Source organism: Bacillus sp. Root131, assembly GCF_001429475.1.
Lineage (GTDB): Bacteria > Bacillota > Bacilli > Bacillales > Bacillaceae_G > Bacillus_A > Bacillus_A thuringiensis_S.
Genome location: NZ_LMJQ01000043.1, coordinates 90,145 through 115,937 on the forward strand (window position 1 = coordinate 90,145; position 25,793 = coordinate 115,937).

A 25,793-nucleotide genomic window follows, 5' to 3' on the forward strand; every position below is an offset into this window, starting at 1 on the left:
TACAACCTTTTTATTTCGTATATCGATACACAATTGATTCATATGGTCTTAAGTTAAGTTTTGCAATATCCTTGCTGGCATCTTTATAATTCGACAGTAGTACTTCTTGTTTCATTCCATCTAATTGAACGTGCGCTGGTACAGAGTACGTTATTTCTTCTCCATAGAAGTTATTTATAACAAGTAGTACTTCACTTTCTGTAGTACGAGTATATGCCCAAATTTTAGGATCATTTTTATCCAAAATAGCATATTCTCCTTCTGTAATTACATCATACGTTTTTCTAAGTTCTATTAACTTTTTATAATGATAAAATACAGACTCTTTATCTTCTAATGCCTTCTCTACGTTTATTTCTGTAAAGTTTTCAGCCACTGAAATCCAAGGTGTACTTGTTGTAAAACCACTGTTCATCTCTTCATTCCACTGCATCGGAGTACGAGAGTTGTCACGAGATTTTTGTTTTAAAATCCCGATAATCTCTTCTTTTGATAATCCTTCTTCTCGCTTGATATCGTATATATTTAACGATTCCACATCGCGATATTGCTCGATGGACTCGAATTTAGGATTCGTCATACCGATTTCTTCGCCTTGATAAATGTAAGGTGTTCCTTGCAACATATGCATAGCTGTCGCTAACATTTTCGCAGATTCATTTCGGTACTTTCTATCATCACCGAAGCGTGACACTATGCGAGGTTGGTCATGATTACACCAAAATAACGCATTCCATCCTCCGCCCTTTTGCATTTCAATTTGCCAGTTAGACATAATCTCTTTTAATTTAATAAAATCAAACTCTGCTTTCGTCCACTTATCACCATTCGGATAATCTACTTTTAAATGATGGAAACTAAACGTCATGCTCAGTTCATTACGCTCAGGATTAGAATATTTAATACAATTATCAATTGTCGTAGATGACATTTCTCCAACTGTAATTACATCTTTTCCTGCAAAAACTTTTCGGTTCATCTCTTGTAAATATTCATGAACACGCGGACCATCTGTATAATACTTGCGTCCATCACTTGTCGCAGTATTACCTTCATCGTTTAAGAAACATTGGTCTTTTGAAATTAAGTTAATGACATCTAATCGGAATCCTGTTACCCCTTTATCCAGCCAAAAACGCATCATATCATATACTTCTTCGCGAAGTTGTTCATTTTCCCAATTTAAATCAGCTTGTGTTTCATCAAATAAATGTAAATAATATTGCTCCGTCTTCTCATCATATTTCCAAGCAGATCCACCAAACTTAGACTGCCAATTATTTTTTTCATCACGCCAAATATAGTAATTACGATATGGACTATTTTTATCTTCCTTCGCTTCTTTAAACCACTTATGTTCAGTCGAACTATGATTTACAACAATATCAAGCATAATTTCAATGTTACGTACTTTCGCTTCTGCTAAAAGTTCCTCAAACTCTTCCATCGTTCCGTAAGATGGATCAATGCTGTAGTAATCACTTACATCATATCCATTATCATTTTGTGGTGATTGGTATATCGGTGTTAACCAAATATAATCCACTCCGAGTTCTTTTAAATAATCTAGTTTCTCTGTAACCCCTTTTATATCACCGGTTTCTTTATTGTAATAGCTATTAAAGCTCTTCGGATAAATTTGATAGACTACACTTTTATGCCAATCCTTCATGTTTAACTTCCTCCTACTTCTGTTTGACTCTTTTTGCAAATAACCATGTTAAAGTAAATGGGATTACAACTGCAATAATCATTCCTACAATAAACATTGGAATCGATTTCGGAATGATAGAAATAAATGCTGGCAATCCGCCAATTCCGATAGCAGGTGCTAATACACCATTTAATGTAATGAATATCGCTGCCACAGCAGACCCTATAATCGCTGCATAGAACGGGAACTTATTTCGTAAATTCACACCAAACATCGCTGGTTCTGTAATACCGAAGTATGCTGAAATGGCTGATGTTGATGCCATACTTTTATCATTTTGATTTTTAGAAATCCAGAACATTGCAAGTGCCGCACTACCTTGCGCAATGTTAGAAAGAGCAATCATTGGCCAAATGAATGTGCCACCGTGCTGTGCAATCAATTGTAAATCAATTGCAATAAACATATGATGCATACCTGTAATTACAAGCGGTGCATATAATGCTCCAAACAATACTGCTCCAACTACTGGTACTGTTTCATATACACCTACTAATCCTACTGTTAATAAATCTCCAATATGACGTGTAACCGGACCGATAATTCCTAATGCTAACACACCTGTCACAACGATTGTTGTAATTGGTACAACTAATAATTGAATTGCATTTGGTACATGTTTCTTTAAGAAAATTTCCACTTTACTTAATACAAAAGCTGCTACTAAAACAGGTAAAATTTGTCCTTGATATCCTACCTTCTCAATTTGGAACAGTCCTAAAATATTGAAGTACTCAATCTTTTGACCCTCTAAACCAGTCGCTGCTTTTCCATAGTCCCAAGCGTTTAATAAGGCCGGGTGCACAAGCATTAATCCCATAACAATCCCTAGTATTGGACTACCACCAAAACGCTTCGTTGCTGACCACCCGACAAGTGCTGGTAAGAATACGAATGCTGTATTGGCCATCATATTAATTAAATCCCAAAGCCCGCCTAAGTTCGGATAAACATCTAATAAATTTTTCCCATCAAAAAATAAGTCCTTTGCCCCTAATAGATTGTTAATACCCATTAGTAAACCAGCTGTTACGATCGCTGGTAATATCGGCATAAATACATCCGAAAATATTTTCACAAACTTTTGAGCTGGATTTAACTTCTGATTTCCAGAATCTTTTACGTCAGCTACAGTCGATTCTTCCATACCTGCAAGCGTTATCAATTCAGCGTAAACACGATCTACATCCCCTGGACCAATTACAACTTGAAATATACCAGCGTTATGAAACGCTCCTTTCACTAATGAAACAGACTGTAATTTATCATTATCTATTTTACTTTCATCTTTTAAAGCGATACGGAGCCTCGTCACACAATGTGCAGCTTGTTCAATATTGTCTTTCCCACCAATATACTGCAACACTTCCTCTGCTGTTTTACGATAGTCTTTCCCCATATTCCCGTCCCTCTTTTCTTTTTTTGATACCGTTTACAATTACATATTAACTCGTATATATAAGTTAGTCAACACTCGTATATACGAGTTTGTGTTTTTTTTTTATAAAAAAAGAGATGAAACAATATTTTGTTCCACCTCTTTACTTCCTGCGTGCCACATCCGAAAAGTGAAAAATATCTAAACGGTGGCGTGATTCTGTGTATTCAAACTGACTTCCATCATACAAATGTGTAAAGTTTTTCACAACGACAACATAGTCTGTTCCATTTAAATCTAAATACTTTCTGTCATCCTCTGTACACGGCTGTACTTCAATTACCCTCTGCGAATAACTAATATGTAGCCCAAGCTCTTTCTCAATGTATTTATAAATCGATGCAGTTGCAATTTCTTTCGTTAATCCTGGAATAAACTCAGATACAAAATGATTTATATCTAAAATTACTTTTTCTCCATCAATATTTCGTACACGTTTAATATGATCAATCTCTGTTTTTTCTTTTACATTTAATAATTTCGCAATTTCTTTTGTGGCTTTTTCTTTGTCCATTTCCACAACTTCCGTAATACAATGACGTCCTAAACGTTCATTTTCTTCTTGGAAACTTACAATACCGCCAAAATTAAATTCAATATTTTTTCGCTTTAAAACAAAAACACCTTTTCCATGAATTTTTTGCACATATCCACGCTCTTGCAGTAAATCTACAGCTTTTCTTACCGTGCCTCGGCTTGCCTCATACTGCTTCATTAATTCTGTTTCTGATGGGATTTTGCATCCCTCTTTTAATTGTTTATTATCAATAGATTTACTGATTTCTGTATAAATTTGTTCATACTTACTCATCATCTACAATAGCCCCTTGTCACCTTCTAATTCTATATGTATTATAACATGCTTCACTCTTCTGCCAATCTCTCACTTATTTTCCAGTACAAGAAAAATATAGGTAAATATTTAATCTTTAAAACGTATTTTTATAAAAATTTTTATATTTTTCTTTTCATTCAAAAAAACATGTAGTATACTAACTTCAAAATCAGAGGAGAAAGGGAGCAAAGAACTATGCTTACTTATACAACAACTGTAGTTTCATTTGCACAAAAACATCATCATCATACGTAACCCTTGAAACCTAGCGGAAAAATTACGCGTAGGTACAAGGGTTATTCCCGTTGTACCTACGCTTTGGCGAAAGAGCCATGTAGGTATTTTTTTATCTACATGGCTCTTTTTTTATTGTCAAAAAGCTAGTAAAAAATGATGTTTAAGCAAAACTTACTACAAAGGAGTTAACAAAAATGGAAACGAAAAAATGGGGATTATGGGTTTTAACAGCATTTGTTATCGGGAATATGGTTGGCGGTGGCGTATTTATGCTTCCAGCAAATTTAGCACAAGTATCAGGGCCAATGGGTTCTACACTCGCATGGAGTATTACAGGCCTTGGCGTATTTATGATTGCACTTGTATTTGGAAATTTAGCGATTCGGAAACCAGAATTAAAAGCTGGACCACAAAGCTACGCTCAAGCGATGTTTCCTTCAAAAAAAGCTGGTAAAGTTGCGGGATATAGTATGGCATGGGGATATTGGGCTGCTAACTGGGCTGCAACAGCATCTGTTATTATTTCCTTTGCTGGATATTTATCAACATTCTTTCCAGTTTTACAAAGTAAGCAAATTCTTTTTTCAATAAACGGATTTTCACTAGAACTCGGAAAAGGATTAACTTTCCTCGTATGTAGCCTTATGCTGTGGGGAATTCAATATATTCTTTCTCAAAATATTGATCGAGCTGGAAATATGAATCTACTTGCTACCATTGCAAAAATTATCGGATTTACAATGTTTATTGTAATTACATTATTCATTTTCAATGCCTCTAATTTCGGAGACGGTCAAACCTTTATGAATGAAGCAGGACAATCCATCTCGTTAGGTGGACAAATCAATTCAGCTGCTATTGCAACACTCTGGGCATTTATCGGTATTGAATCAGCAGTTATGCTTTCTAATCGTGCAAAATCACAGCGCGATGTAAAAAAAGCTACGATTTTCGGATTAATTATCGCTCTTCTTATTTACATGTCAATTACTTTACTTACAATGGGAGCTCTTCCGCAAGATGCTTTAAAAGAGTCTCAAAAACCATTAGTAGACGCATTAAATTTAGCAATTGGAAATAAAGGCGCATATATCATGGCTTTACTCGCTCTTATATCTTTATTTGGATCTACAGTTGGTTGGATTGTTGTTAGTTCAGAAGTACCTTACCAGGCAGCAAAGAATGGACTTTTCCCTAAGTTTTTCGGGAAAACAAATAAAAAAGGTAGTCCTTCAAAATCATTATTGATTACAAATGTAATGACGCAAATTTTCTTATTTTCAACGATTTCTGGTACTGTTTCAGAAGCGTATAGTTTCGCTATTGTCGTAGCAACATTAGCCTATTTAATTCCATACCTAGTTTCTACTCTGTACCAATTCAAACTGGTTATTACAGGAGAAACGTATGATATAATGCCTGGTTCTCGAATAAAGGACGGGATCATCACTACATTAGCATTTGTATACTCAATTTGGGTTATCAAAACGGGAACTGCTGATTTAAAAACGTTCTTCTTAGGAATTGGATTGTTCGTATTAGGTCTTATTCTTTATCCAGTACTAATGAAAGACTCACAAAAAACGGATTAAATAAAGAGAAGCTGCTGGCTTCTCTTTTTTATTAAAAATCTGTAATTAACTTTTCTTTTAACTCTCCTACAGATAAAGGTTTCGCATAATAAAATCCCTGTACATAATCACAGCTCATTGATTGTAACAAACTCTCTTGCTCTACTGTTTCTACCCCTTCAGCAACTACTGCTAAATTTAAACTATGAGCAATTTCAATAACAGATTTTACAATTGTTCGTTCTGGTTGCGCGTGATCATAATGAAATTCACGAATAAAATTACGATCAATTTTCACAATATCCAGTGGTAGTTGTTTTAAATAATATAAGGAAGAATAGCCAGTTCCGAAATCATCCAAAGCAATTAAAACACCCATATTTCTTAATTCTTGTAATGTAGCAATAATATAATCAAAATGGCGGACTGCAATGCTTTCCGTTATTTCTAATATTAAACGGTTCGGAGGAAAACCAGTTCTCTTTAAAATGCTACGTACAGACAAAATAAAACGTTTCTGCATTAATTGTTGTATAGATAAATTCACAGATAACTTTAGTCCTTCTTGATAATTTGGCAATGTTTTAAACAATCGGCACGATTTTTCTAATACCCAGTCTCCTAGCTTTATAATAAGTCCAGACTCTTCAGCTACCGGGATAAATTCGCTTGGTGCAATGGGGCCGTCTTCTGTCATACAGCGTACTAAAGCTTCTATACCAGAATATCTCTTCGTTTTCAAATCAATAATAGGCTGCAATGCTACATCTAACTCTTCATCACGAATTGCCTTTTGCAAAGCAAACTCAACTTTCATTCTACGATTTATTTTCGCCCGTAGCTCATCTGTAAAGAAACATGCAGCGTTTCTACCTTGTTCTTTTGCACTATACATAGCTAAGTCAGAGTTTTTCAATAACGTTTCCACGTCTAGTCCGTCTTGTGGATAAGAACAAAGTCCTAGACTAGCTGAAATGTATACTTCATGGCCTTCCAACATAAATGGTGCCTGAAAACATGACAACACAGATGTCGCTAACTGACTCATATCATCTTGCCTATGATTTTTTGTTAACAGCACAAATTCGTCGCCACCTAGCCTAGCCAGAACATCTTTCTCTCCTAGTACATAATGCAACCGTGAAGCGACTTCGCTTAAAAGTAAGTCCCCTATCATATGACCTAACGTATCATTTACTAATTTAAAACGGTCCAAATCAAAGTAAATCATACCAAATTCTTTTTTATCTGCAATCAATTTATTAACGGTTGTTATTAATTGCAAACGGTTCGGCAAACTGGTTAAAGCATCATGATAGGCAAGTTCCCTATAACGACTTTCACTTAGCCGCAATCTATGTTCTGCTTCTTTTCTACTACTAATATCATTTCGAATTGCGATAAACTGGTATGGCTCTCCTTTTTCATTTAAAAATGGAACAATTGTTGTTTTGACCCAATAATATGTACCATCTTTTGCTCGATTCCGAATCTCACCTGTCCATACTTTCCCATTCAAAATACGTTTCCATAAGTTTTGAAAAAAGGTTTTCGGATGATGTCCTGAATTTAAAATACGGTGATCTTTTCCAATTAATTCTTCTCTTTTGTATTTAGAGATTTCACAAAATTTATCATTTACATATGTAATAAGACCTTTTCGATCTGTAATTGCAACAATTGAAGACTCATCTAATGCTAACTTTAAATCTCGCAATGAAGAGTCATATAATGCATGACCTCTCTGTTCTAGCATGCGCATCTCTCCTTGCTTCCTATCTGACTAAAACACAACCTGTTTCTCTTCATAGAAATAGAGATATTTCATTTTCTAATACTAGCCCATTACATAAATTATCTTTTTAAATAGACCGATTAAAATAACATAATATTATTTGTAATAAAAAGCAATATTATACCGTTTCAATTATAACTAGTAGCTTCTCATCTCCCTAATTATTTCGCACCTTATTATACTGCAATCCTTTTAAGTGGCTCTATCCAAGCCCTGTTTCTAACTAATACCATTCACATCTGATCTCTTTACTCTTTAATAACAAAATAGAAATTAGACCATACTACATAACTATTCACGAATAATAATATGAAAATCTACATTAATGTATATGTTTTTGAATTACAATAACAAAATATTAACATATTTTCACCTTAATTTTGGAAGTATTTTATAAATAAATACCGTATTAAACTAAAAAAGAGGGTAGCCTCTTTTTTAGTTTAATACGAATATGGTATTTGCTGATAACCTGGGTATGGCATTGGATACGTTACAGGGTATGGTGATGGATAAGTTACTGGATATGGCGCTGGATAATACCCTCCACTTGCTGCACCCGTTAATGCGCCAGCTGTCAGTCCACCTAACACTCCTCCTGCAAAGCTTCCAGGGAAAAATCCGCCTCCCCATGAACTACCCCCCCAGCCCCATCCGCCTCCGTGATGATGATGGTGATCATGGTGATTGTGTCCTCCATGGTGATGATGTCCGCCGTTATGATTGTGCCCACCATGATTGTGTCCTCCATGATGATGATTCCGATAATACAATCCATTATTTTCTATATAATTCATGTTTCTCCGCTCCTTTTCGATTTTTTCATTTTCATATGCATTAAGAGTGGGATAAAAATGTGATAGTACACTGTATGTAGGACAAATGCGGAAAGTATAGGTGAAATGTCTATATTTTGTAAAAAAAGCAAAACACCTTATAATAAAGATGTCATATTACATCTTCTATTTAAGAAATCTATATTGAAAAAAGATTAGGGGAATTATATAGAAATGAAGAAGCCTATCGTTCAGTTACTATTAATATTTACAATTGTATCTATCGTTCTGTTCCTATTAAATACATCGTATATTTCGTTATATACATTTGTCGGTGCTCTATGGTCCATCACAATCGTAGGAATTTCATTCGTTATCTTTATAGAAAATAGATCTCCACAAAGCACATTGGCATGGTTTTTAGTATTAGCACTTCTTCCTATTATAGGTGTGCTTTTATACGCTATTTTCGGGCGCAGCCGCTGGAGAAGAAAAAAACATCTCCATCGTTCAGAAGAACAAAGAAAATTATTCCGTGAAATATTAGAAGGAAGAAGACTAGAGTTATTACTCACAGTCCCACTAAATGAACGTTCCATACATTTAACAGAAGTCATACAAAAATTTGGAGGCGGTCCTGCCGCAGATAAAACAACTACAAAACTTTTAACAAACGGAGATCAAACATTTTCAGAAATTTTGCGAGCTATAGAGCAGGCAAAACATCATATACATATTCAATACTACATTTATAAATCTGATGAAATTGGTACAAAAGTTCGAGATGCTTTAATACAAAAAGCAAAAGATGGTGTTATTGTACGCTTCCTTTATGATGGTCTTGGAAGTAACACGTTAAGAAGACGATTTTTGCAACCTATGAAAGAAGCTGGGATTGAAATTGTAGAATTTGACCCTATTTTTTCAGCTTGGTTACTTGAAACTGTCAATTATCGTAACCATCGAAAAATTGTTATTGTAGATGGAGAAATTGGTTTTACCGGAGGACTCAATGTCGGTGATGAATATCTTGGCCGTTCAAAGAAATTTCCTGTTTGGCGTGATAGTCATCTAAAAATAGAAGGAAAAGCATTATATAAATTACAAGCAATCTTTCTAGAAGACTGGCTCTATGCCTCTAGTGGTTTAAATACTTATTCCTGGGATCAATTCATGAATAGACAATACTTCCCAGGTAAAGAGATTTCACATGCAGAAGGTGCTGTTCAAATCGTAGCAAGCGGACCAAGCTCCGATGATAAAAGTATTCGTAATACATTATTAGCTGTTATGGGCTCTGCAAAAAAATCCATTTGGATCGCTACACCCTACTTTATTCCAGATCAAGAAACTTTAACATTATTACGCTTAAGTGCAATTGCCGGAATAGATGTACGGATTTTATATCCAGGTAAAAGTGATAGCATCATTAGTGATCAAGCATCTCAATCCTATTTCACTCCACTTTTAAAAGCTGGTGCTTCTATTTACAGTTATAAAGATGGTTTTATGCATGCAAAAATTGTACTCGTTGATGATACAATTGCAACTATCGGAACAGCGAACATGGATGTACGTAGCTTTGAATTGAATTACGAAATTATTAGCGTACTTTATGAATCAAAAACAGTTCACGATATTAAACGTGATTTTGAAAAAGATTTTAAACATTCAACTGAAATTAAATGGAACTCTTTCCAAAAAAGAAGTATAAAAAAACGCATATTGGAGTCTTTCATGAGGCTCATTTCTCCTTTACTGTAAGCAATCAACTTCATCTTGATTGCTTTTTCTTTTCCCTTTATCCTCCTTCCTTTTCTTTGCATACCATATTAAAACAAGTTATCATAAGATGTATTACTTTATGAAAATAATGTTAGGTGGGAAATACATGTTAGAACAATTTCATATACATTCTGATTTAAAACAGCAGCTTTCTACGATTCATGAAAAGAATAAACAAGAAGCTGGTGAAAATGCTCATTTAATCGGTACTAAAATATATAAAGCATCTGATAACAGCATTATCGAAGATGCGATTACAGCACTTCTTCTTGGCAAGAACATTCTATTAAAAGGACCGACTGGTAGTGGTAAAACAGTACTAGCGGAAACTCTTTCTTCTTTATTTCAAAAACCAATGCATAGCATTAACTGCTCTGTCGACTTAGATGTAGAAGGTATTTTAGGATACAACACACTACAAACGAAAGATGGTGCATCTGAAGTTTCATTCGTTAACGGTCCTCTTATGAAAGCAATGAAGAACGGTCACTTCCTATATATTGACGAAATCAATATGGCAAAACCTGAAACTTTACCGCTACTTCACGGCGCATTAGATTACCGTAAAATGATCACAAACCCATTTACACAAGAGGTTGTATACGGTGATGAAGAATACCGTGTAATTGCTGCGATTAACGAAGGTTACGTTGGAACAAGTGAACTAAATGAAGCATTAAAAAACCGTTTCGTTATTATTGAAGTTCCTTACATTCAAGGTGACACATTAAAAGAACTATTATTAGCAGAATCAAAATTAAATGATGTTGCAACAATTGAAAAGTTTGTTGCATTTGCAAGCGACCTTATGCCTTTAGCTCGCGATGGACGTGTAAGTGAAGAAGCAGCAAGTATTCGTGGTATTATCGACGCATGTGATTTAGGTGTATATATTCCTGTTATGCGCGCTATTGAACGAAGCATAATTGCAAAACTTAATGATGAAACAGAACAAATGACTGTCCGTGAATTAGCAGAAAGTTATTTCTTTGAGGGATAATTTATGAGACAAATTTTTAGTGACAAAAAAATTGATGCGTCGCTGTTTCTACAAATGGAAAACTTAATGTATGCCCTTCTAAAAGAAGACGATGCCTATCTTGAATATGGCTATAAAGCATACTACGACGAAATTGAAAAGAAAGTTGTCATTAGTCACTTTTGGGATGATCGAAAAGAAGAAGATACAGTAATCGGATTAAAAAGCGAAGTGTTCTTAAAAGCACTTGGTAATAAACATTACTCGGACATGACTTTAATTCGTTCTTATGCGATTGAATTGCAAGAATCGCCCCTAAAAAAGTTTTTAACACAATTATTTGTTCTATTAGAAGATTTACGCGTTGAGGAAATCGTAAAGAACTTACGTCCTGGCACGAAGCATATTTTTAAACGCCGAAAAGAAATGTACCGCAATTATTTCGGCTCTCAAAATGAAATAAACCGCGTTCGTAATTATCACGGTGATCGTTTGTTTTGCCTATGCTATCTTTCATTAACGAGCGATAAATATGAAATGTTTAATAATGAATATTTTGAGCAAATTGAAGCGATTTTACATGAAACATTCCAAGCACGTAATACAGAAGATATTATGTATGTCGTTGAGAAAATTCGCTATCGCTTAGAGGCGCTTCTTGAAAGTGATATGCTTAACAACTATTTCGGACATGCTCCACTTTACTTATCTGTTCTTGCAGACGAAAAGAACTGTCGCGTCGAAGATTTAGCAAATGATGATACACAGCTTATAGATGACGATGAAAATAAAAACAAAATGGATGAAAGTTTCTCCACATGGCATCGTGAAAATAAAAATAACGAAAACGAGAACTTTTTACGCTTTGAATTAGAAAGCGGAACAAAAACAAACATGATGGGCGATACTGCTCGTGAATCAGAAGATGGCGACCAAGCACTTGGTTCTGTACAAGGTACTTCTCAAAAAAGTACACAATCCAACTTTGATGGCGCTGATACAGAAGAAGCAAGAGCTTCACACGCTTCTAGCCAGCACGACGGTGCATACGGTAAGTATAATGTAGGTGCTTCTCATACATTTAAAGAAGCTCGCAAAGCAAATATCGATGAGAAAAAAGATTACCAAGCTATCAAATCAGTCGTCAATAAAGATGTAAAAGAATTAAAGAAAATTATCGAAAAAACGATTGAAAATAAAACGAATGCGAATAATGATAAATATTACGGAAGGCTTCGCAAAAAATTCCTTCGTATTTATACCGAAAAACAACCGCGTATGTTTTATAAAAAAGGACAAGAGTCACAAGAACTCGATGTTGCATTCCAACTGTTAGTTGACTGTTCTGGTTCTATGTATAACAAAATGGAAGAGACGAAGAAGAGTGTTGTACTATTCCATGAAGCTTTAAAATCTTTAAAAATCCCGCACGCTATTAGCGGATTTTGGGAAGATGCCTCTAGCGCTAAACCTGAAGATAAGCCGAACGTTATCCATGAAGTTGTAAATTATAAAAACTCAACGTTACCAAACGTTGGTCCGGAAATTATGCAACTTCGTGAAGAAGAAGATAACCGCGACGGATATATTATTCGTATCGTTTCTGAAAAACTTGCAAAAAGACCTGAGAAACATAAATTCTTACTAGTCTTCACAGATGGTGAGCCTTCTGCGCTAGACTATCAACAAGATGGAATTTTAGATACGCATGAAGCTGTTAAACTCGCGCGTAAAAGTGGCATGGAAGTAATCGGTATCTTCATCGAAGAAGGCGAGGCAAAAGAAGCAACTTATCAATTGATGAAGAACATTTATAACCATCACTTCTTAGTTGCAAATCATGCTGAAGATTTACGATTGAAGATTAAACCATTACTGAAAAAATTATTACTGAAGACGATTGAATAGAAGATAGGAGCCTTGTGGCTCCTGTTTTTTCATTCAATTACTTTGTTTCTGGTTGAAACTTATATGGAATGGCTACTTCTAATAAGGATTCAAATCCTCCGTCATAGTATGGGAAGCGCTCATTCGCAATTGTTCGATCCACCCACTCTATTGCAGAAATTTCACCTTCATCTTCCGCAATAAGTTCACCTTTTACTACATTCGCTCGGAATGTAAAAAATAGTGCATGATTCCCTGATTCCTCAAAGAATTTTTCATTGATCGCAACAAGTCCACCTAACGTAGCAATTAAACCTGTCTCTTCTTTCACTTCTCTTATTAGTGCTTCCTCTAATATTTCACCTTTTTCCACAGCCCCACCTGGCAATGACCAAACGTTTTGTTCTGCATTATGTACCATTAATATTTTATCTGTTTCCTCGTCATGTATTAGTGCGTATACGACATCTACTCTTTGCATAAGACTTCTCTCCTCCCAAAAATAATGAAGAGCCGATTCCTAAGAATCGACTCTTCCTATTAATTCATCACTAACTCAGCTGTGAGCTTTTTTTTTAACTTAGCCAACATGTCCGTTGTCATTTTGTCTAAATCGTATTCTGCTTTAAAGCCCCACTCTTTCATTGCTGCAGTTGCGTCAATAGAGTTTGGCCAACTATCAGCGATTGTTTGACGAGCTGAATCTACTGCATAATCCATTGTAAACGTCGGAATGTGTTTACGAATTGATGCTGCAATTTGCTCTGGCTCAAAACTCATTGCCGTAATGTTAAATGCATTTCTATGCACTAGCTTACTTGGATCAGCTTCCATTAATGAAATGATCGCTTGTAAAGCATCAGGCATATACATCATGTCCATGTACGTTCCTTCAGCAATGTATGAGGTGTATGCACCTTTTTTAATCGCCTCATAATAAATTTCAACTGCATAATCAGTCGTTCCGCCTCCTGGAGGAGCTACGTAAGAAATTAAACCTGGGAAACGGACACCGCGCGTATCTACGCCAAACTTTTGATGATAATAATCACATAGTAATTCTCCTGCTACTTTGTTTACCCCATACATCGTAGTAGGACGCTGAATTGTATCTTGCGGTGTATTATCTTTTGGCGTCGATGGACCGAATGCACCGATCGAACTTGGCGTGAAGAACTTACAGTTTAATTCACGAGCTGCTTCTAATGCATTTACAAGTCCGCCCATATTTAAGTTCCATGCGAATAACGGATTTTTTTCTGCTGTTGCTGAAAGTAAAGCTGCTAAATGAATAATTGTATCTACTTCATTATGCTTTGCAATATCATGTAATTTTTGTCCATCTGTTACATCTAACGTTTCAAACGGACCAGACTTTACTACTTCACTATCTGTTTCACGAATATCTGTTGCAATAACATTTGATGCGCCGTATACATCACGAAGTTTCATTACTAGTTCAGAACCAATTTGCCCTAAAGAACCGGTTACTAGAATTTTTTTCATTTTCCCCACTCCTCATTTGCAAGCTATTCAAAAGATGCCCTTACTTAAATGATGCCCATTTCTTTTCCTACTTTTTCATACTTACGAATTGCTTCATCTAACATTTCTTTCGTATGAGCTGCTGTAGGCATATTACGAACACGACCTTTTCCTTTTGCTACAGTTGGGAACACAATAGATTTTGCGTATACACCTTCTTCATTTAGACGCTTACTAAATTCTTGTGTTAACACTTCGTCCCCAATAATACAAGGTGTAATTGGCGTTTCACTTTCCCCAATGTTAAAGCCAAGTTCTTTTAATCCTTGTTTTAAGTAGCGGCCATTTTCCCATAAACGATCATGTAACTCTGTGCTTTCCATTAAGATTTCAATTGATCTCATGCAAGCTGCTGCATCAGCTGGTGTTAATGCTGTAGAGAATAAGAATGGACGTGAACGAACTTTTAACCAGTCAATTAAGTTTTGTTTCCCTGCTACATATCCACCAATTACCCCAATTGCTTTTGATAATGTACCAATTTGGAAATCAACTTTATCAGATAGACCGAAGTGCTTTACAGTTCCTGCACCTTTTCCAAGTACACCTGAACCGTGTGCATCGTCTACATATGTCATTAAATCTAATTCTTCTGCAATCTCAACAATTTCTGTTAGTTTTGCAACATCTCCATCCATTGAGAAGACACCGTCTGTAATTACCATTAATTTATTGTAAAGACCCGATTCTTTCGCCGCGATTGCTTTTTGGCGTAAATCTTCCATATCAGAATGTTTATAAACAATAATTTTTGCCTTTGATAGACGACTACCATCAATAATAGAAGCATGGTTTAATTCGTCTGAAAGAATTGCATCATTTTTATCCATAACAGCTGAAATCGCTGCCATATTACAGTTAAATCCTGATTGGTAAGCAATTGCCGCTTCTGTATGTTTAAACTTTGCAATTGTCTCTTCTAATTTAATATGCAAATCTAAAGTACCGTTAATTGTACGAACAGCTCCTGCCCCAACACCGTACTTATGAATTGCACCAATTGCTGCTTCTTGCAAACGGCTATCTGTTGCTAATCCAAGATAGTTGTTTGAAGATAAGTTAATATATTCTTTTCCGCCAATTGTAATGATTGGTCCATTTGAACTCTCAAGCGGATCAATTACGTTATAAAGCCCCTTTGATTTTAAATCCTCTAAATTTTCTTCTAAAAATTTTGCAAGTGTTTTACTAGACATCGTGAAGCCTCCCATCGTTCATGTAAGCGGATTATTGTCTTAATAGTTCTAATAATCCCTCTACTAGCTTAACACGTTTTCAGAATTTATTATAGAAAAATAGTTTAAAGTAACCGCTTACAATTTTAGATTATATATGATTCATTATAATAAATCTATCATTTACTTTTCATATTTGATAGAATTAAAAAAGTATTTTGGGAGGTTTCAAACATGGCATTTACAGAATCTGATGTATACAATAACACAGCATTTTTCGAACAATATATGAAACGAAGATACCGAGAAAATAGCCCAAATGAATCCATTGAAAAACCAGTATTCTTTCAGCTCATTGGTCATGTGCAAGGAAAACAAATTCTCGATTTAGGCTGTGGTGACGCTAAGTTTGGTGCGGAATTATTAGAAAAGGGATGCTACTCTTACACTGGCATTGAAGGCTCCGAACTTATGTATGAAAAAGCTAAAAATCAACTAGAAAATAAAAATGGATCTGTTCATTTTTTAAACCTCAAAGATTATACCTATCCCTCTTCCACTTTTGATTTAGTAACATCTAGACTCGCCTTACATTATATTGAACATCTTGATACCATTTTTCAAAATGTGTTTCAAACTTTAAAAACAAATGGCACCTTTACCTTTAGCGTTCAACATCCCGTTATTACTTCTTCATTTGAAAGCTTACAAACAAGTGGTAAAAGAACGAGTTGGCTCGTCGATGATTATTTTAAACTAGGCAAACGGGTTGAACCATGGATTGACCAAGAAGTTATTAAATATCATCGTACAACGGAAGAGTATTTCACATTATTACAGCAAGCTGGATTTACCATTACATCATTAAAAGAAGCTACACCAAATCCAATCTATTTTCAAAATGAAGAAGAGTATAAACGTCGCTTACGAATTCCTCTCTTCCTCTTATTTTCTTGTACCAAATAAAAAAAAAAACGATGAATCACTCATCGTTTTTTTATCTTATCGCCTGAGCAACTTCTTTAACTACACGTCTTCCTCTTCCATGCGGGATACAAAGCGGTGTTCCAAACAACGGATCCGTACTAATTTGACACTCCATTCGGAATACATCACGTACTAGTTTCTCATCTACCACTTCTTCAGGTTTACCTTGTGCATATATTTGTTTATCTTGAATTGCTACAATGTTATCTGCATAGCGGCATGCTAAATTTAGATCATGTAATACCATAACAATTGTTCTTTGTTCTGTTTCATTTAATTCGAATAATAAATCCAGCACTTCAATTTGGTGAGTCATATCTAAGTATGTAGTGGGCTCATCCAGTAAAATGATATCTGTATCTTGTGCAAGTGTCATTGCGATCCAAGCACGTTGACGTTGCCCACCTGAAAGAGCATGCACATCACGCTCAGCAAATTCTGTCATACCTGTCGCTGCAAGTGCTTTCTGTACCATTTCCTCGTCTTTTTCTGACCATTGCTTCAGCCATGTTTGGTATGGATAACGCCCTTGCTTTACAAGTTGTAATACTGTAAGTCCTTCTGGTGCTTGTGGTCCTTGCGGTAAAATCGCCATTTGACGAGCGATTTGCTTCGTTTGCATACTTTGAATGGCTTGATTATCTAACAAAATATCACCAGTTGTTGGTTTTAATAATCTAGCTAGTGAACGTAATAAAGTTGATTTCCCGCAACCGTTAGAGCCGATAAAGATTGTAATTTCGCCTTTTGGAATTTCTAAATTCAACTCATCAATAATACTTGTTTCACCATAAGACAACGTCAAGCGTTTCGTCTCCAATGCTTTTTGCATATTCATCTCCCTTTATGAATTCCGACTTTTATAAAGTAAATAAATAAAATAAGGTGCACCAATTGCTGATGTAAATACCCCTGCTGGAATTTCAAGTGGCGTGAAAATTGTACGCCCTATTAAATCTGCAGCAAGTACTAGAATTGCACCGACAATAGCTGCAACTGGGAGTAATGCACCGTATAAAGAACCAACCAATCTTCGTGAAATATGAGGTGCCATTAAACCGACAAATCCAATCCCTCCGGCAAAAGCTACCGCACCACCAATTAAAGCTGTACTAAGTAATAGCATAAATACACGCGACTTCGTTAAAGGAACCCCAAGTCCTACCGCTATATCATCCCCTAGCTCTTGTGCATTTAAATGCCTAGCTGCGATAAATGATATTACTGTTAAAATGAGAACCCAAGGCGCAAGTACCATAACATTTTGCCAAGAAGAGCCATAAACGGTACCCGTAATCCATACATTTGCTTGGCTCGCTTGATAAATTGGTGCTAGCAACATAAATAATGTTGTCGCAGCCTTCGTTAATGCCCAGAATCCAACACCAATTAAAACGAGGCTAATTGGTGATAATCCATCATTTTGCCATGCAAATAAGTATACAAAAACCGCTACAATCGTTGCTCCTGCAAAAGCTGCGAGCGGCATATAATGAATACTTACCGTTAGTGCATTATTTTTATCACTAAATAGCGCTAAAAATAATACAACTGCAACACTTGCCCCGCCCGTAATCCCGATGATATCAGGAGAAGCAAGTGGATTTCGAACAAGCCCTTGTAAAATACAGCCCGCTACCGCGAGCGCAATTCCTACGAGGATAGCAATTAAAATACGCGGCATACGAAACTTATTTACAACCATGTTTGACATCGCATCGCCATTTCCGGTAATTGCTTGCCATACGTCATAAGGAGCAATTTTCATGTCTCCCATACCTGCGCTCGCAAAGAATAATCCTATTAAAACAAGTAGTAAACTTAACAAGACGAGACAAGCTCGTTTATACATTAAAAACGAGAGCTCGCCTTTTCCTATACGAAACGGAATATATTTCTTCATTTGCTAAGCCCTCTCTTACGTGCAATATAAATAAAGAACGGTGCTCCAATAAATGCTGTCATAACTCCTACTGGTACTTCTTGTGGCATAATGACATATCTTGCTGCTATATCAGCCAATATTAGTAGTATTGCACCTAACAATCCGCTATAAGGCACTCTCCATCTGTGGTCAACTCCAACAAGAAATCTAGCAAAATGCGGAGTAATAATCCCAATAAATCCAATTGGGCCAGCAACCGCAACTGAACCACCAGACAACAGTACAATAATAAGTAACACGAATGATTTCATTAAAATTGTTCGTTGTCCAAGTCCTTTCGCGACGTCTTCTCCCATCATCAATGTATTTACTTTTCCTGCCATAATAAGAGATGCAATCCATCCTATTAATAAATATGGGAATACAGATTGTAAAATTTCTAACTTTCGCCCTTGCACAGATCCAGCAAGCCAAAATAATACCTCTTCAAGTGCTTTTTCATTTAACACAAGTAATCCTTGTGTTAATGATGAAAATAACGCACTAATTGCGACCCCTGCTAACGTTAACTTAAGAGGAGTAGTCCCTTCTTTTCCTAAAGAACTAGAAGCAAATACAAGTACAGCTGCAACCGCCGCTCCTAAAAAGGCGATCCATGTGAAAGCTGATAATGATGTTACTGAAAAGATTACAATTGCTACAACTATGAAGAACGCAGCACCTGAATTTAATCCAATAAAATCTGGAGAAGCAAGTGGATTCTTAGTTAAAGTTTGCATAAGACAACCAGCAATGGCTAAACTAGCACCAACACTAGCTGCAATTAACGCCCTAGGCAGACGTACATTTTGAATAATAATATGTTCATTGGAACCGTTAAAATGGAAAAAAGCATCCAATGCTAGTTTCCAACTCGTATTTGTATATCCGAAAATAATACTTCCCCAAATACAAATAACGACTGCAATGATTCCAACAAATAATCCAATCCCTTTTGCTCGATTTGTTTTTAATAACATGCAGCGTTTCCCCTTCAATGTATAATGATACGTTGTTAGTGTATTTCAACTTAATTCTTATTGTCAACGGAAATGAGAATTATTTTCACCCATATATATTGACAATTAAAAGATAAAGGCTTAATATCATGCTTGCTATTGAAAAATATTCTCAACATGTAGGGGGTACATAATGAATTTCATGCGGAAGAAATCGTTTACAGTATTTGTATTTTTACTAGCATTTTCAATGCTTTTAAACGCTTGTGGAAAATCAAGTAACAAAGAAGAATCTACAAAAGAAGATAATAAAAAAGAAGTGGTTACTGTAGAACATGCAATGGGTAAAACAGAAGTTCCTGCTAATCCAAAACGTGTAGTTATCTTAACAAATGAAGGAACTGAAGCTTTACTTGAATTAGGTGTGAAACCAGTTGGTGCTGTAAAGTCTTGGACTGGTGACCCATGGTATCCACATATTAAGGATAAAATGAAAGATGTAAAAGTTGTTGGTGATGAAGGACAAGTTAACGTTGAAACAATTGCTTCTTTAAAACCAGACTTAATTATCGGTAACAAAATGCGTCACGAAAAAGTGTACGAACAACTAAAAGCAATTGCACCTACTGTGTTCTCAGAAACATTACGTGGTGAATGGAAAGATAACTTCAAATTTTATGCAAAAGCATTAAATAAAGAAAAAGAAGGTCAAAAAGTTGTAGCTGATTACGAATCACGTATGAAAGATTTAAAAGGCAAACTTGGCGATAAAGTAAATCAAGAAATCTCTATGGTTCGTTTCATGCCTGGTGATGTTCGTATTTATCATGGTGATACATTCTCTGGTGTTATTTTAAAAGAACTTGGATTTAAACGTCCTGGAGATCAAAACAAAGATGATTTTGCAGAGCGTAACGTATCTAAAGAGCGTATTTCTGCAATGGATGGTGACGTATTATTCTACTTCACATTCGATAAAGGAAATGAGAAAAAAGGATCTGAATTAGAAAAAGAATATATTAATGATCCGCTATTTAAAAATTTAAATGCAGTAAAAAATGGTAAAGCATACAAAGTTGATGACGTTATTTGGAATACAGCTGGTGGCGTAATGGCCGCTAACCTACTATTAGATGACATCGAAAAACGCTTTGTTAAATAATATTTCCTTAACCAGCTCCCTTCTATGGAGCTGGTTATTTTTCAATTCACTTAAATGTCACATTATTTCGTTTTGTATTTTTATTCCCAATATGTTATATTGAGAAAGTAAATAGAATATATTTTCTTTATATCAGAATAAATATTTTAATCTAAATTTTCTGATTAATCACTATTTTATTTTCTTTTAGAATTCAATTATTACATTTGAAAACGCTTATCATCTTGTTTTCAGGGCAAAATACAGTAACGGTCGAAGAAAAATAGAACTTTTTCAGAAATTTTCTTTCTATTTCCATATAATTCTATTGACTTCTAAATATTTTGTAAATTAAAATGATTACATAAATATCCGTTATACAGGATTAGGGGGAAACAAACATGGATGCAGCTTTAAAATTAGACAAAGCTGGAGAGCAACAATCACCAAAAAAACATCCACCAGGGTTATACTTGTTGTTCTTTACAGAGGCATGGGAAAGATTTAGTTATTACGGAATGCGTGGCTTATTAGTTCTTTATTTAACAACGAGCTTAGTAAGCGGCGGTTTAGGATTTGATAAAGCAGTTGCAGTTCAAATTTACGGTATTTTCACAATGCTTGTATATTTCACACCTATTATTGGTGGTTGGTTAACTGACCATTTCATTACGAAGCGACATGCCATTACTATTGGTGGTATCATCATGGCAATTGGTAACTTCGTACTATTTTCAATGAATACGAAAACTGGACTATTTTTAGGATTAGGATTATTAGTTATCGGTAACGGATTCTTCAAACCGAATATTTCGACTTTATTAGGTCAATTATATAGTGACAACGATTCTCGTCGTGATAGTGCCTTCACTATCTTCTACATGGGGATTAACTTAGGAGCTCTTATCGCTCCATTCATTTGCGGTTACTTCGCAGATTATAGATACGGTTTCTTAACAGCTTGTATCGGTATGATTATTGGACAAATTGCATTTAACTTATTAGCACCTCGTTACTTAGGATCAGCTGGAACAACAGTTGTGGGTAAAAAATCTAAAGAACAAAATGCAAAAGCTGTTGAGAAAAAACCTTTAACACCACAAGAGAAAAAACGTACTGTTGCAATTTTAATTTTAACTTGTTTCGTTGTATTCTTCTGGGCAGGATTTGAACAAGCTGGTAGCTCTTTAACACTTTACACAGATAAGTTCGTAGATCGTACAATTGGTGGATTTACAATTCCAACACCTTGGTTCCAATCTGTAAACCCACTATTCATTATCTTACTAGCATTACCTGTTTCTGCGTTATGGATTAAGCTTTCAAAAACAAAAAATGGTGATTTGAAAATCCCAACAAAAATGGCATTAGGTATGATTTTACTAGGGATTGGATATTTAGTTCTAACTTTAGCTGTTTTAAAAACTGGTAGCGATGAAGGTAACATTACAATGAAAGCAAACTTACTATTCATTGTATTCACTTACATGTTCCACACAATCGGTGAGTTATTCTTATCACCAATCGGATTATCTATGGTAAGTGCAATCGCTCCTGTTAAACTAGCATCATTATTAATGGGTGTATGGTTAGCTGGTACTGGCTTCGCAAACTTATTAGCAGGACAATTAGCCGCTTTCACTCAATCTTTAGGATATTTAGAAGTATTCGCAAGCATCGGTATTATCGTAATTGTACTGGGATTAGTACTTCTTATGTTCTCTAAGAAAATTGCACATATGATGGAATAACAAAAAGACGCTTCTAAAATTAGAAGCGTCTTTTTTATTATTTCTCCTCTAAAGCTGTCACGTCCACATGAACGCTCTCACCAGGATTAGATACATCATACACTTGAGCACTCCCCTTCTGCTCATCACAGCTCTCAATCCATACTGGTACGCCCTCATATGTAACGTCAATTCTACTTGAAGAAGATAAGATTTGTTTCACACGTTTCACATCCATACTACTATCCCTCCTTTTGCTTACTACACTCCTTTCTATTTTTTCTTTTCCTTTTAGAATATATTCGGTAAGGCAGCATATTGATTAATAGTCATTTCTACCTCACATGCTAATATTTACTCTCTCGCTACCTTTCTGACAAATAAAAAAAGACGTATATTCTACACGTCTTTTTCCATAATATTCAAATTTTAAGAAAATAATGTTTTTACTACCGCACTTACTTTATCATTATGGATTTGATAATACACTTCTAATCCTCGTCTTTCAAAGCGCACTACTTTATTTTGCTTTAACTTCGTTAAATGTTGTGAAACCGTTGATTGCGGAATTTCTAACACTTCCTGTAGTTGTGTTACATTACATGTTCCTCTTTGCATAAGTTCCATTACTAGACGTAGACGAAGTGGGTGAGCTAACGCTCTTAACATTTGTACATCTTCTTCTGAAATACGACATTCGAATTGATTTTGGTTCATAAAGTTCCCCTCATTTTCGTTTTTATTTGCGTTTTTATGTTCTTTTTATTTATTTATATATCTGTTCTTATATTTCCTGTTACGACATAACTTTATCAACCTATAAAGCCGAAAATTTTTTCCATCTTCATCAGCAAAAATTCAGGAAAAAATCCTTGCTGATTTTGAATATTATACTATATGATATAACGAAAAAGCAAAATAATGGCCTACGAATACTTTGCTTACAAACGTTGTTTTATCAGGCTTTTTGTTATATTTTCACCTCATTGAAATGCACAGTAACGGTATTGTAAAATATCGTCTATAATTGATAACCTATCGTAATGTAGTTGAACTATACTTAACCTCTTTGTTACGCTAAAAGGAATTTTCAGTAAAAAGAGATGATATGGTATTAAAAATTTGTTTCTTATTTTTTATTCGTATTGCAAGCGGTTGAATTGTTGTGAAAAACTTCCTATTAAATCCACTCACCGTTCCTCTCTCACTAAATCAAACAGGACAGATAAGTGCATATATCAAACTTTAATCAGTAGGGTTTTTGTTCATCCCCACTGATTATCAGCCCTCACCAACCGGGCGTTTACTGGCAGCCCGATCCCCACCTAACTTCTTTGCTTCCGCTGAATTTTGAGGTGTGGGTCTTACTGCCCGTTAATGCGGGATAAGAGACGGCATCTAATATACACCTATAGGGAACATGCCATCTGAATAAGCAAAATAATATGCAAATAATTTATACAGCACACTTAAATTCATTTGAGTGTGTTTTTTGTCTACTTTATGAACAAAGCTTTTCTTTTAACACTATTATGGAATAATTATACTTTTTTACGTTGACAATAGTGTTGAAGGAGAATATACTAAGCATGTAAGTTGATTGTGAATAGTTTCACAAATAATGTGAATTTCTTCACATATAATAGATAGGAGTTGTCATTATTATGAGTACTTGGACACAAATTTATGATCCATTAAACAATATTTGGTTATCTGCACTAATCGCAGCACTTCCAATTTTCTGCTTCATCATTTGTTTAATGGGACTGAAAATGAAAAGTTATATCGCTGGTCTTTACAGTGTGATTGTCGCTATTATTCTTGCAATATTTGTTTATAAAATGCCAGCAACAGTAGCTGTAGCATCTGCTGGATTCGGTGTTTTATCTGGATTTTATCCAATTTGTACTATCGTTATCGCCGCAATTTTCCTTTACAAATTAACTGTTAAAACAGAGCAGTTCAATATTATTCGCGATAGTATTTCAAGCATTACAAATGATCAACGTTTACAAGTATTATTAATTGCTTATTCTTTCGGTGCTTTCTTAGAAGGCGCAGCTGGTCTAGGGGTTCCAGTTGCTATTACAGCTGCACTACTTGTGGGTATGGGCTTTAATCCATTAAAAGCAGCAGGTATTTGTTTAGTAGCTAATATTGCTGGTGGTGCTATGGGTGCTATGGGTATTCCAGTTACAGTACCGGCACAATTAACTGAACTTGACGCATTAACTATTGGTCGTCAAACTGTTCTTATTTTACCTTTCATTAGTATTATCTTACCTTTCTTACTTGTTTCAATGGTCGATGGAGTTAAAGGTATTAAAGAAACTTGGCAAGGTATTCTTGTAAGTGGTGTTTCTTTCGCTATTACTCAATTCGCTGTAACTTACTTCTTAGGTGCAGAACTTACTAATATTTTCGCAGCCGTTGTAAGTATGATTGCTCTTGCATTATTCTTACGTGTTTGGCAACCAAAATCTTCTACTAAAGAAGAAAAACAAGAAACTAAAGTATCACATACATTCAATCAAATTTTATATGCTTGGTCTCCATTCGTATTCTTAACTGCATTTGTAACAATCTTTAATTTAAAACCAATTAAAGCTTTATTTGCTCCAGATGGTGCGTTAGCAAACTTAGTATTTAACATTCAGTTCCCTGGTCTTCATAATGCTGTTATGAAAACTACACCAATTACAAAAGCTGATACACCTTTCGCAGCTGTTTTCAAATTTGATGTATTTTCTTCTACAACTACTGCGATTGTACTAGCAATTATCGTTTCACTTATCGTTTACCGCGTAAAAGGTAAAATGGTTAAAGAATTAATGATTGAAACAATGAAAGAATTAAAAGCTCCAGTATATACAATTTGTAGCGTTATCGCTTTAGCTTACGTAGAGAACTACTCTGGTATGTCATCTACACTTGGACTTGCATTCTCATCTACTGGTAATGCATTCCCAATTCTTTCTCCAATCTTAGGATGGATTGGCGTATTCATTACAGGTTCAGTAGTTTCAAGTGGTTCTTTATTCGCACCACTTCAAGCAGTAACAGCAGACCAATTAAACATCGTTCCTTCTACACTCGTTGCCTTAAACGTGGTAGGTGGTACAATGGCAAAAATGGTTTCACCACAATCTGTAGCAGTTGCTTGTGCCGCAGTTGGACTAGTTGGTAAAGAATCTGCTCTATTTAAAACAGCAATGAAATACAGTTTAATCTTCTTAGCTGTTATTAGCTTACTTCAATTAAACGCTGTGTTTAATATCTTTTAAAAATAAAACACCGATCCAAATGGATCGGTGT

21 protein-coding genes are annotated in these 25,793 nt (G+C 35.2%); 8 read left to right on the top strand and 13 right to left on the bottom strand.

Features of this window, described 5'->3' with window-relative positions; all coding sequences use genetic code 11:
* Positions 1–10 precede the first annotated feature (10 nt).
* The 3 genes from treC to treR form a co-directional block, all read right to left on the bottom strand.
* Positions 11–1,672, bottom strand: coding sequence for an alpha,alpha-phosphotrehalase (gene treC, locus ASE54_RS31085; protein WP_000656109.1), 1,662 nt, complete (start codon positions 1,670–1,672; stop codon positions 11–13).
* A gap of 13 nt (positions 1,673–1,685) precedes the next feature.
* A complete protein-coding gene (gene treP / locus ASE54_RS31090; RefSeq protein ID WP_000513939.1) occupies positions 1,686–3,113 on the bottom strand; it encodes a PTS system trehalose-specific EIIBC component in 1,428 nt (475 codons plus the stop codon).
* A gap of 142 nt (positions 3,114–3,255) precedes the next feature.
* Entirely contained in the window at positions 3,256–3,966 is a 711-nt protein-coding gene (gene treR / locus ASE54_RS31095) for a trehalose operon repressor (protein ID WP_000987242.1), read from the bottom strand.
* Between the two features lie 452 nt (positions 3,967–4,418).
* Between treR and ASE54_RS31100 the strand changes: the two genes are divergently transcribed.
* On the top strand, positions 4,419–5,816 hold the full coding sequence (locus ASE54_RS31100; protein WP_000448446.1) for an amino acid permease: 1,398 nt from the start codon (positions 4,419–4,421) through the stop codon (positions 5,814–5,816).
* Positions 5,817–5,847: 31 nt separating this feature from the next.
* On the opposite strand, the gene ASE54_RS31105 is transcribed toward ASE54_RS31100, so the two are convergent.
* Both ASE54_RS31105 and ASE54_RS31110 read right to left on the bottom strand, forming a co-directional pair.
* Complete coding sequence (locus ASE54_RS31105; RefSeq protein ID WP_000893348.1) at positions 5,848–7,551, bottom strand: EAL domain-containing protein; 1,704 nt, start codon at positions 7,549–7,551, stop codon at positions 5,848–5,850.
* A gap of 482 nt (positions 7,552–8,033) precedes the next feature.
* Complete coding sequence (locus ASE54_RS31110; RefSeq protein WP_001106404.1) at positions 8,034–8,387, bottom strand: hypothetical protein; 354 nt, start codon at positions 8,385–8,387, stop codon at positions 8,034–8,036.
* A 213-nt stretch (positions 8,388–8,600) separates the two neighbouring features.
* Here ASE54_RS31110 and ASE54_RS31115 point away from each other — a divergent pair, with 213 nt between their 5' ends.
* From ASE54_RS31115 to ASE54_RS31125, 3 genes are all read left to right on the top strand, one after another.
* A complete protein-coding gene (locus ASE54_RS31115) occupies positions 8,601–10,130 on the top strand; it encodes a cardiolipin synthase (RefSeq protein WP_000743027.1) in 1,530 nt (509 codons plus the stop codon).
* Between the two features lie 127 nt (positions 10,131–10,257).
* Entirely contained in the window at positions 10,258–11,151 is an 894-nt protein-coding gene (locus ASE54_RS31120; protein ID WP_000892989.1) for a MoxR family ATPase, read from the top strand.
* 3 nt (positions 11,152–11,154) lie between these two features.
* A complete protein-coding gene (locus ASE54_RS31125; protein WP_001248844.1) occupies positions 11,155–13,038 on the top strand; it encodes a VWA domain-containing protein in 1,884 nt (627 codons plus the stop codon).
* Positions 13,039–13,075: 37 nt separating this feature from the next.
* Here ASE54_RS31125 and ASE54_RS31130 read toward each other — a convergent pair whose 3' ends face one another.
* The 3 genes from ASE54_RS31130 to ASE54_RS31140 are packed head-to-tail and all read right to left on the bottom strand — an operon-like array spanning position 13,076 to position 15,758.
* Entirely contained in the window at positions 13,076–13,498 is a 423-nt protein-coding gene (locus ASE54_RS31130) for an NUDIX hydrolase (RefSeq protein WP_001189930.1), read from the bottom strand.
* A gap of 59 nt (positions 13,499–13,557) precedes the next feature.
* Positions 13,558–14,523 (bottom strand): L-threonine 3-dehydrogenase, encoded by a 966-nt coding sequence (locus ASE54_RS31135; RefSeq protein WP_000723120.1) that lies wholly within the window; start codon positions 14,521–14,523, stop codon positions 13,558–13,560.
* Between the two features lie 44 nt (positions 14,524–14,567).
* Positions 14,568–15,758: a glycine C-acetyltransferase gene (locus ASE54_RS31140; protein ID WP_000095913.1), complete on the bottom strand. Its 1,191-nt coding sequence runs from the start codon at positions 15,756–15,758 to the stop codon at positions 14,568–14,570.
* A gap of 213 nt (positions 15,759–15,971) precedes the next feature.
* On the opposite strand from ASE54_RS31140, the gene ASE54_RS31145 reads away from it, so the two are divergent.
* The gene (locus ASE54_RS31145) at positions 15,972–16,703 is read left to right on the top strand and encodes a class I SAM-dependent methyltransferase (protein ID WP_000885973.1); all 732 of its coding nucleotides are present in this window, start codon (positions 15,972–15,974) and stop codon (positions 16,701–16,703) included.
* A 31-nt stretch (positions 16,704–16,734) separates the two neighbouring features.
* Here the strand turns inward: ASE54_RS31145 and ASE54_RS31150 are convergent, their stop codons facing one another.
* From ASE54_RS31150 to ASE54_RS31160, 3 genes are read right to left on the bottom strand one after another with little or no spacing between them, the layout of a single operon-like run.
* Positions 16,735–17,556, bottom strand: a complete 822-nt coding sequence (locus tag ASE54_RS31150; protein ID WP_001167972.1) for an ABC transporter ATP-binding protein — start codon at positions 17,554–17,556, stop codon at positions 16,735–16,737.
* A 12-nt stretch (positions 17,557–17,568) separates the two neighbouring features.
* Positions 17,569–18,627 (bottom strand): iron ABC transporter permease, encoded by a 1,059-nt coding sequence (locus tag ASE54_RS31155; protein ID WP_000760052.1) that lies wholly within the window; start codon positions 18,625–18,627, stop codon positions 17,569–17,571.
* Positions 18,624–19,628 carry an iron ABC transporter permease gene (locus ASE54_RS31160; protein ID WP_000925213.1) on the bottom strand — a complete coding sequence of 335 codons (1,005 nt, stop codon included), beginning with the start codon at positions 19,626–19,628 and terminating at the stop codon, positions 18,624–18,626. Before ASE54_RS31160 ends, ASE54_RS31155 begins: the two co-directional genes overlap by 4 nt.
* A gap of 172 nt (positions 19,629–19,800) precedes the next feature.
* On the opposite strand from ASE54_RS31160, the gene ASE54_RS31165 reads away from it, so the two are divergent.
* Together ASE54_RS31165 and ASE54_RS31170 are read left to right on the top strand one after the other, a co-directional pair.
* Complete coding sequence (locus ASE54_RS31165) at positions 19,801–20,769, top strand: iron-siderophore ABC transporter substrate-binding protein (protein WP_001010267.1); 969 nt, start codon at positions 19,801–19,803, stop codon at positions 20,767–20,769.
* A 380-nt stretch (positions 20,770–21,149) separates the two neighbouring features.
* The gene (locus ASE54_RS31170; RefSeq protein ID WP_000338303.1) at positions 21,150–22,499 is read left to right on the top strand and encodes a peptide MFS transporter; all 1,350 of its coding nucleotides are present in this window, start codon (positions 21,150–21,152) and stop codon (positions 22,497–22,499) included.
* A 37-nt stretch (positions 22,500–22,536) separates the two neighbouring features.
* Here the strand turns inward: ASE54_RS31170 and ASE54_RS31175 are convergent, their stop codons facing one another.
* Entirely contained in the window at positions 22,537–22,716 is a 180-nt protein-coding gene (locus ASE54_RS31175) for an acid-soluble spore protein H (protein ID WP_000382679.1), read from the bottom strand.
* Positions 22,717–22,907: 191 nt separating this feature from the next.
* Positions 22,908–23,195, bottom strand: coding sequence for a metalloregulator ArsR/SmtB family transcription factor (locus ASE54_RS31180; RefSeq protein ID WP_001075219.1), 288 nt, complete (start codon positions 23,193–23,195; stop codon positions 22,908–22,910).
* Positions 23,196–24,142: 947 nt separating this feature from the next.
* Between ASE54_RS31180 and ASE54_RS31185 the strand changes: the two genes are divergently transcribed.
* Entirely contained in the window at positions 24,143–25,762 is a 1,620-nt protein-coding gene (locus ASE54_RS31185; protein WP_000109120.1) for a lactate permease LctP family transporter, read from the top strand.
* The last annotated feature ends 31 nt before the right edge of the window (positions 25,763–25,793 follow it).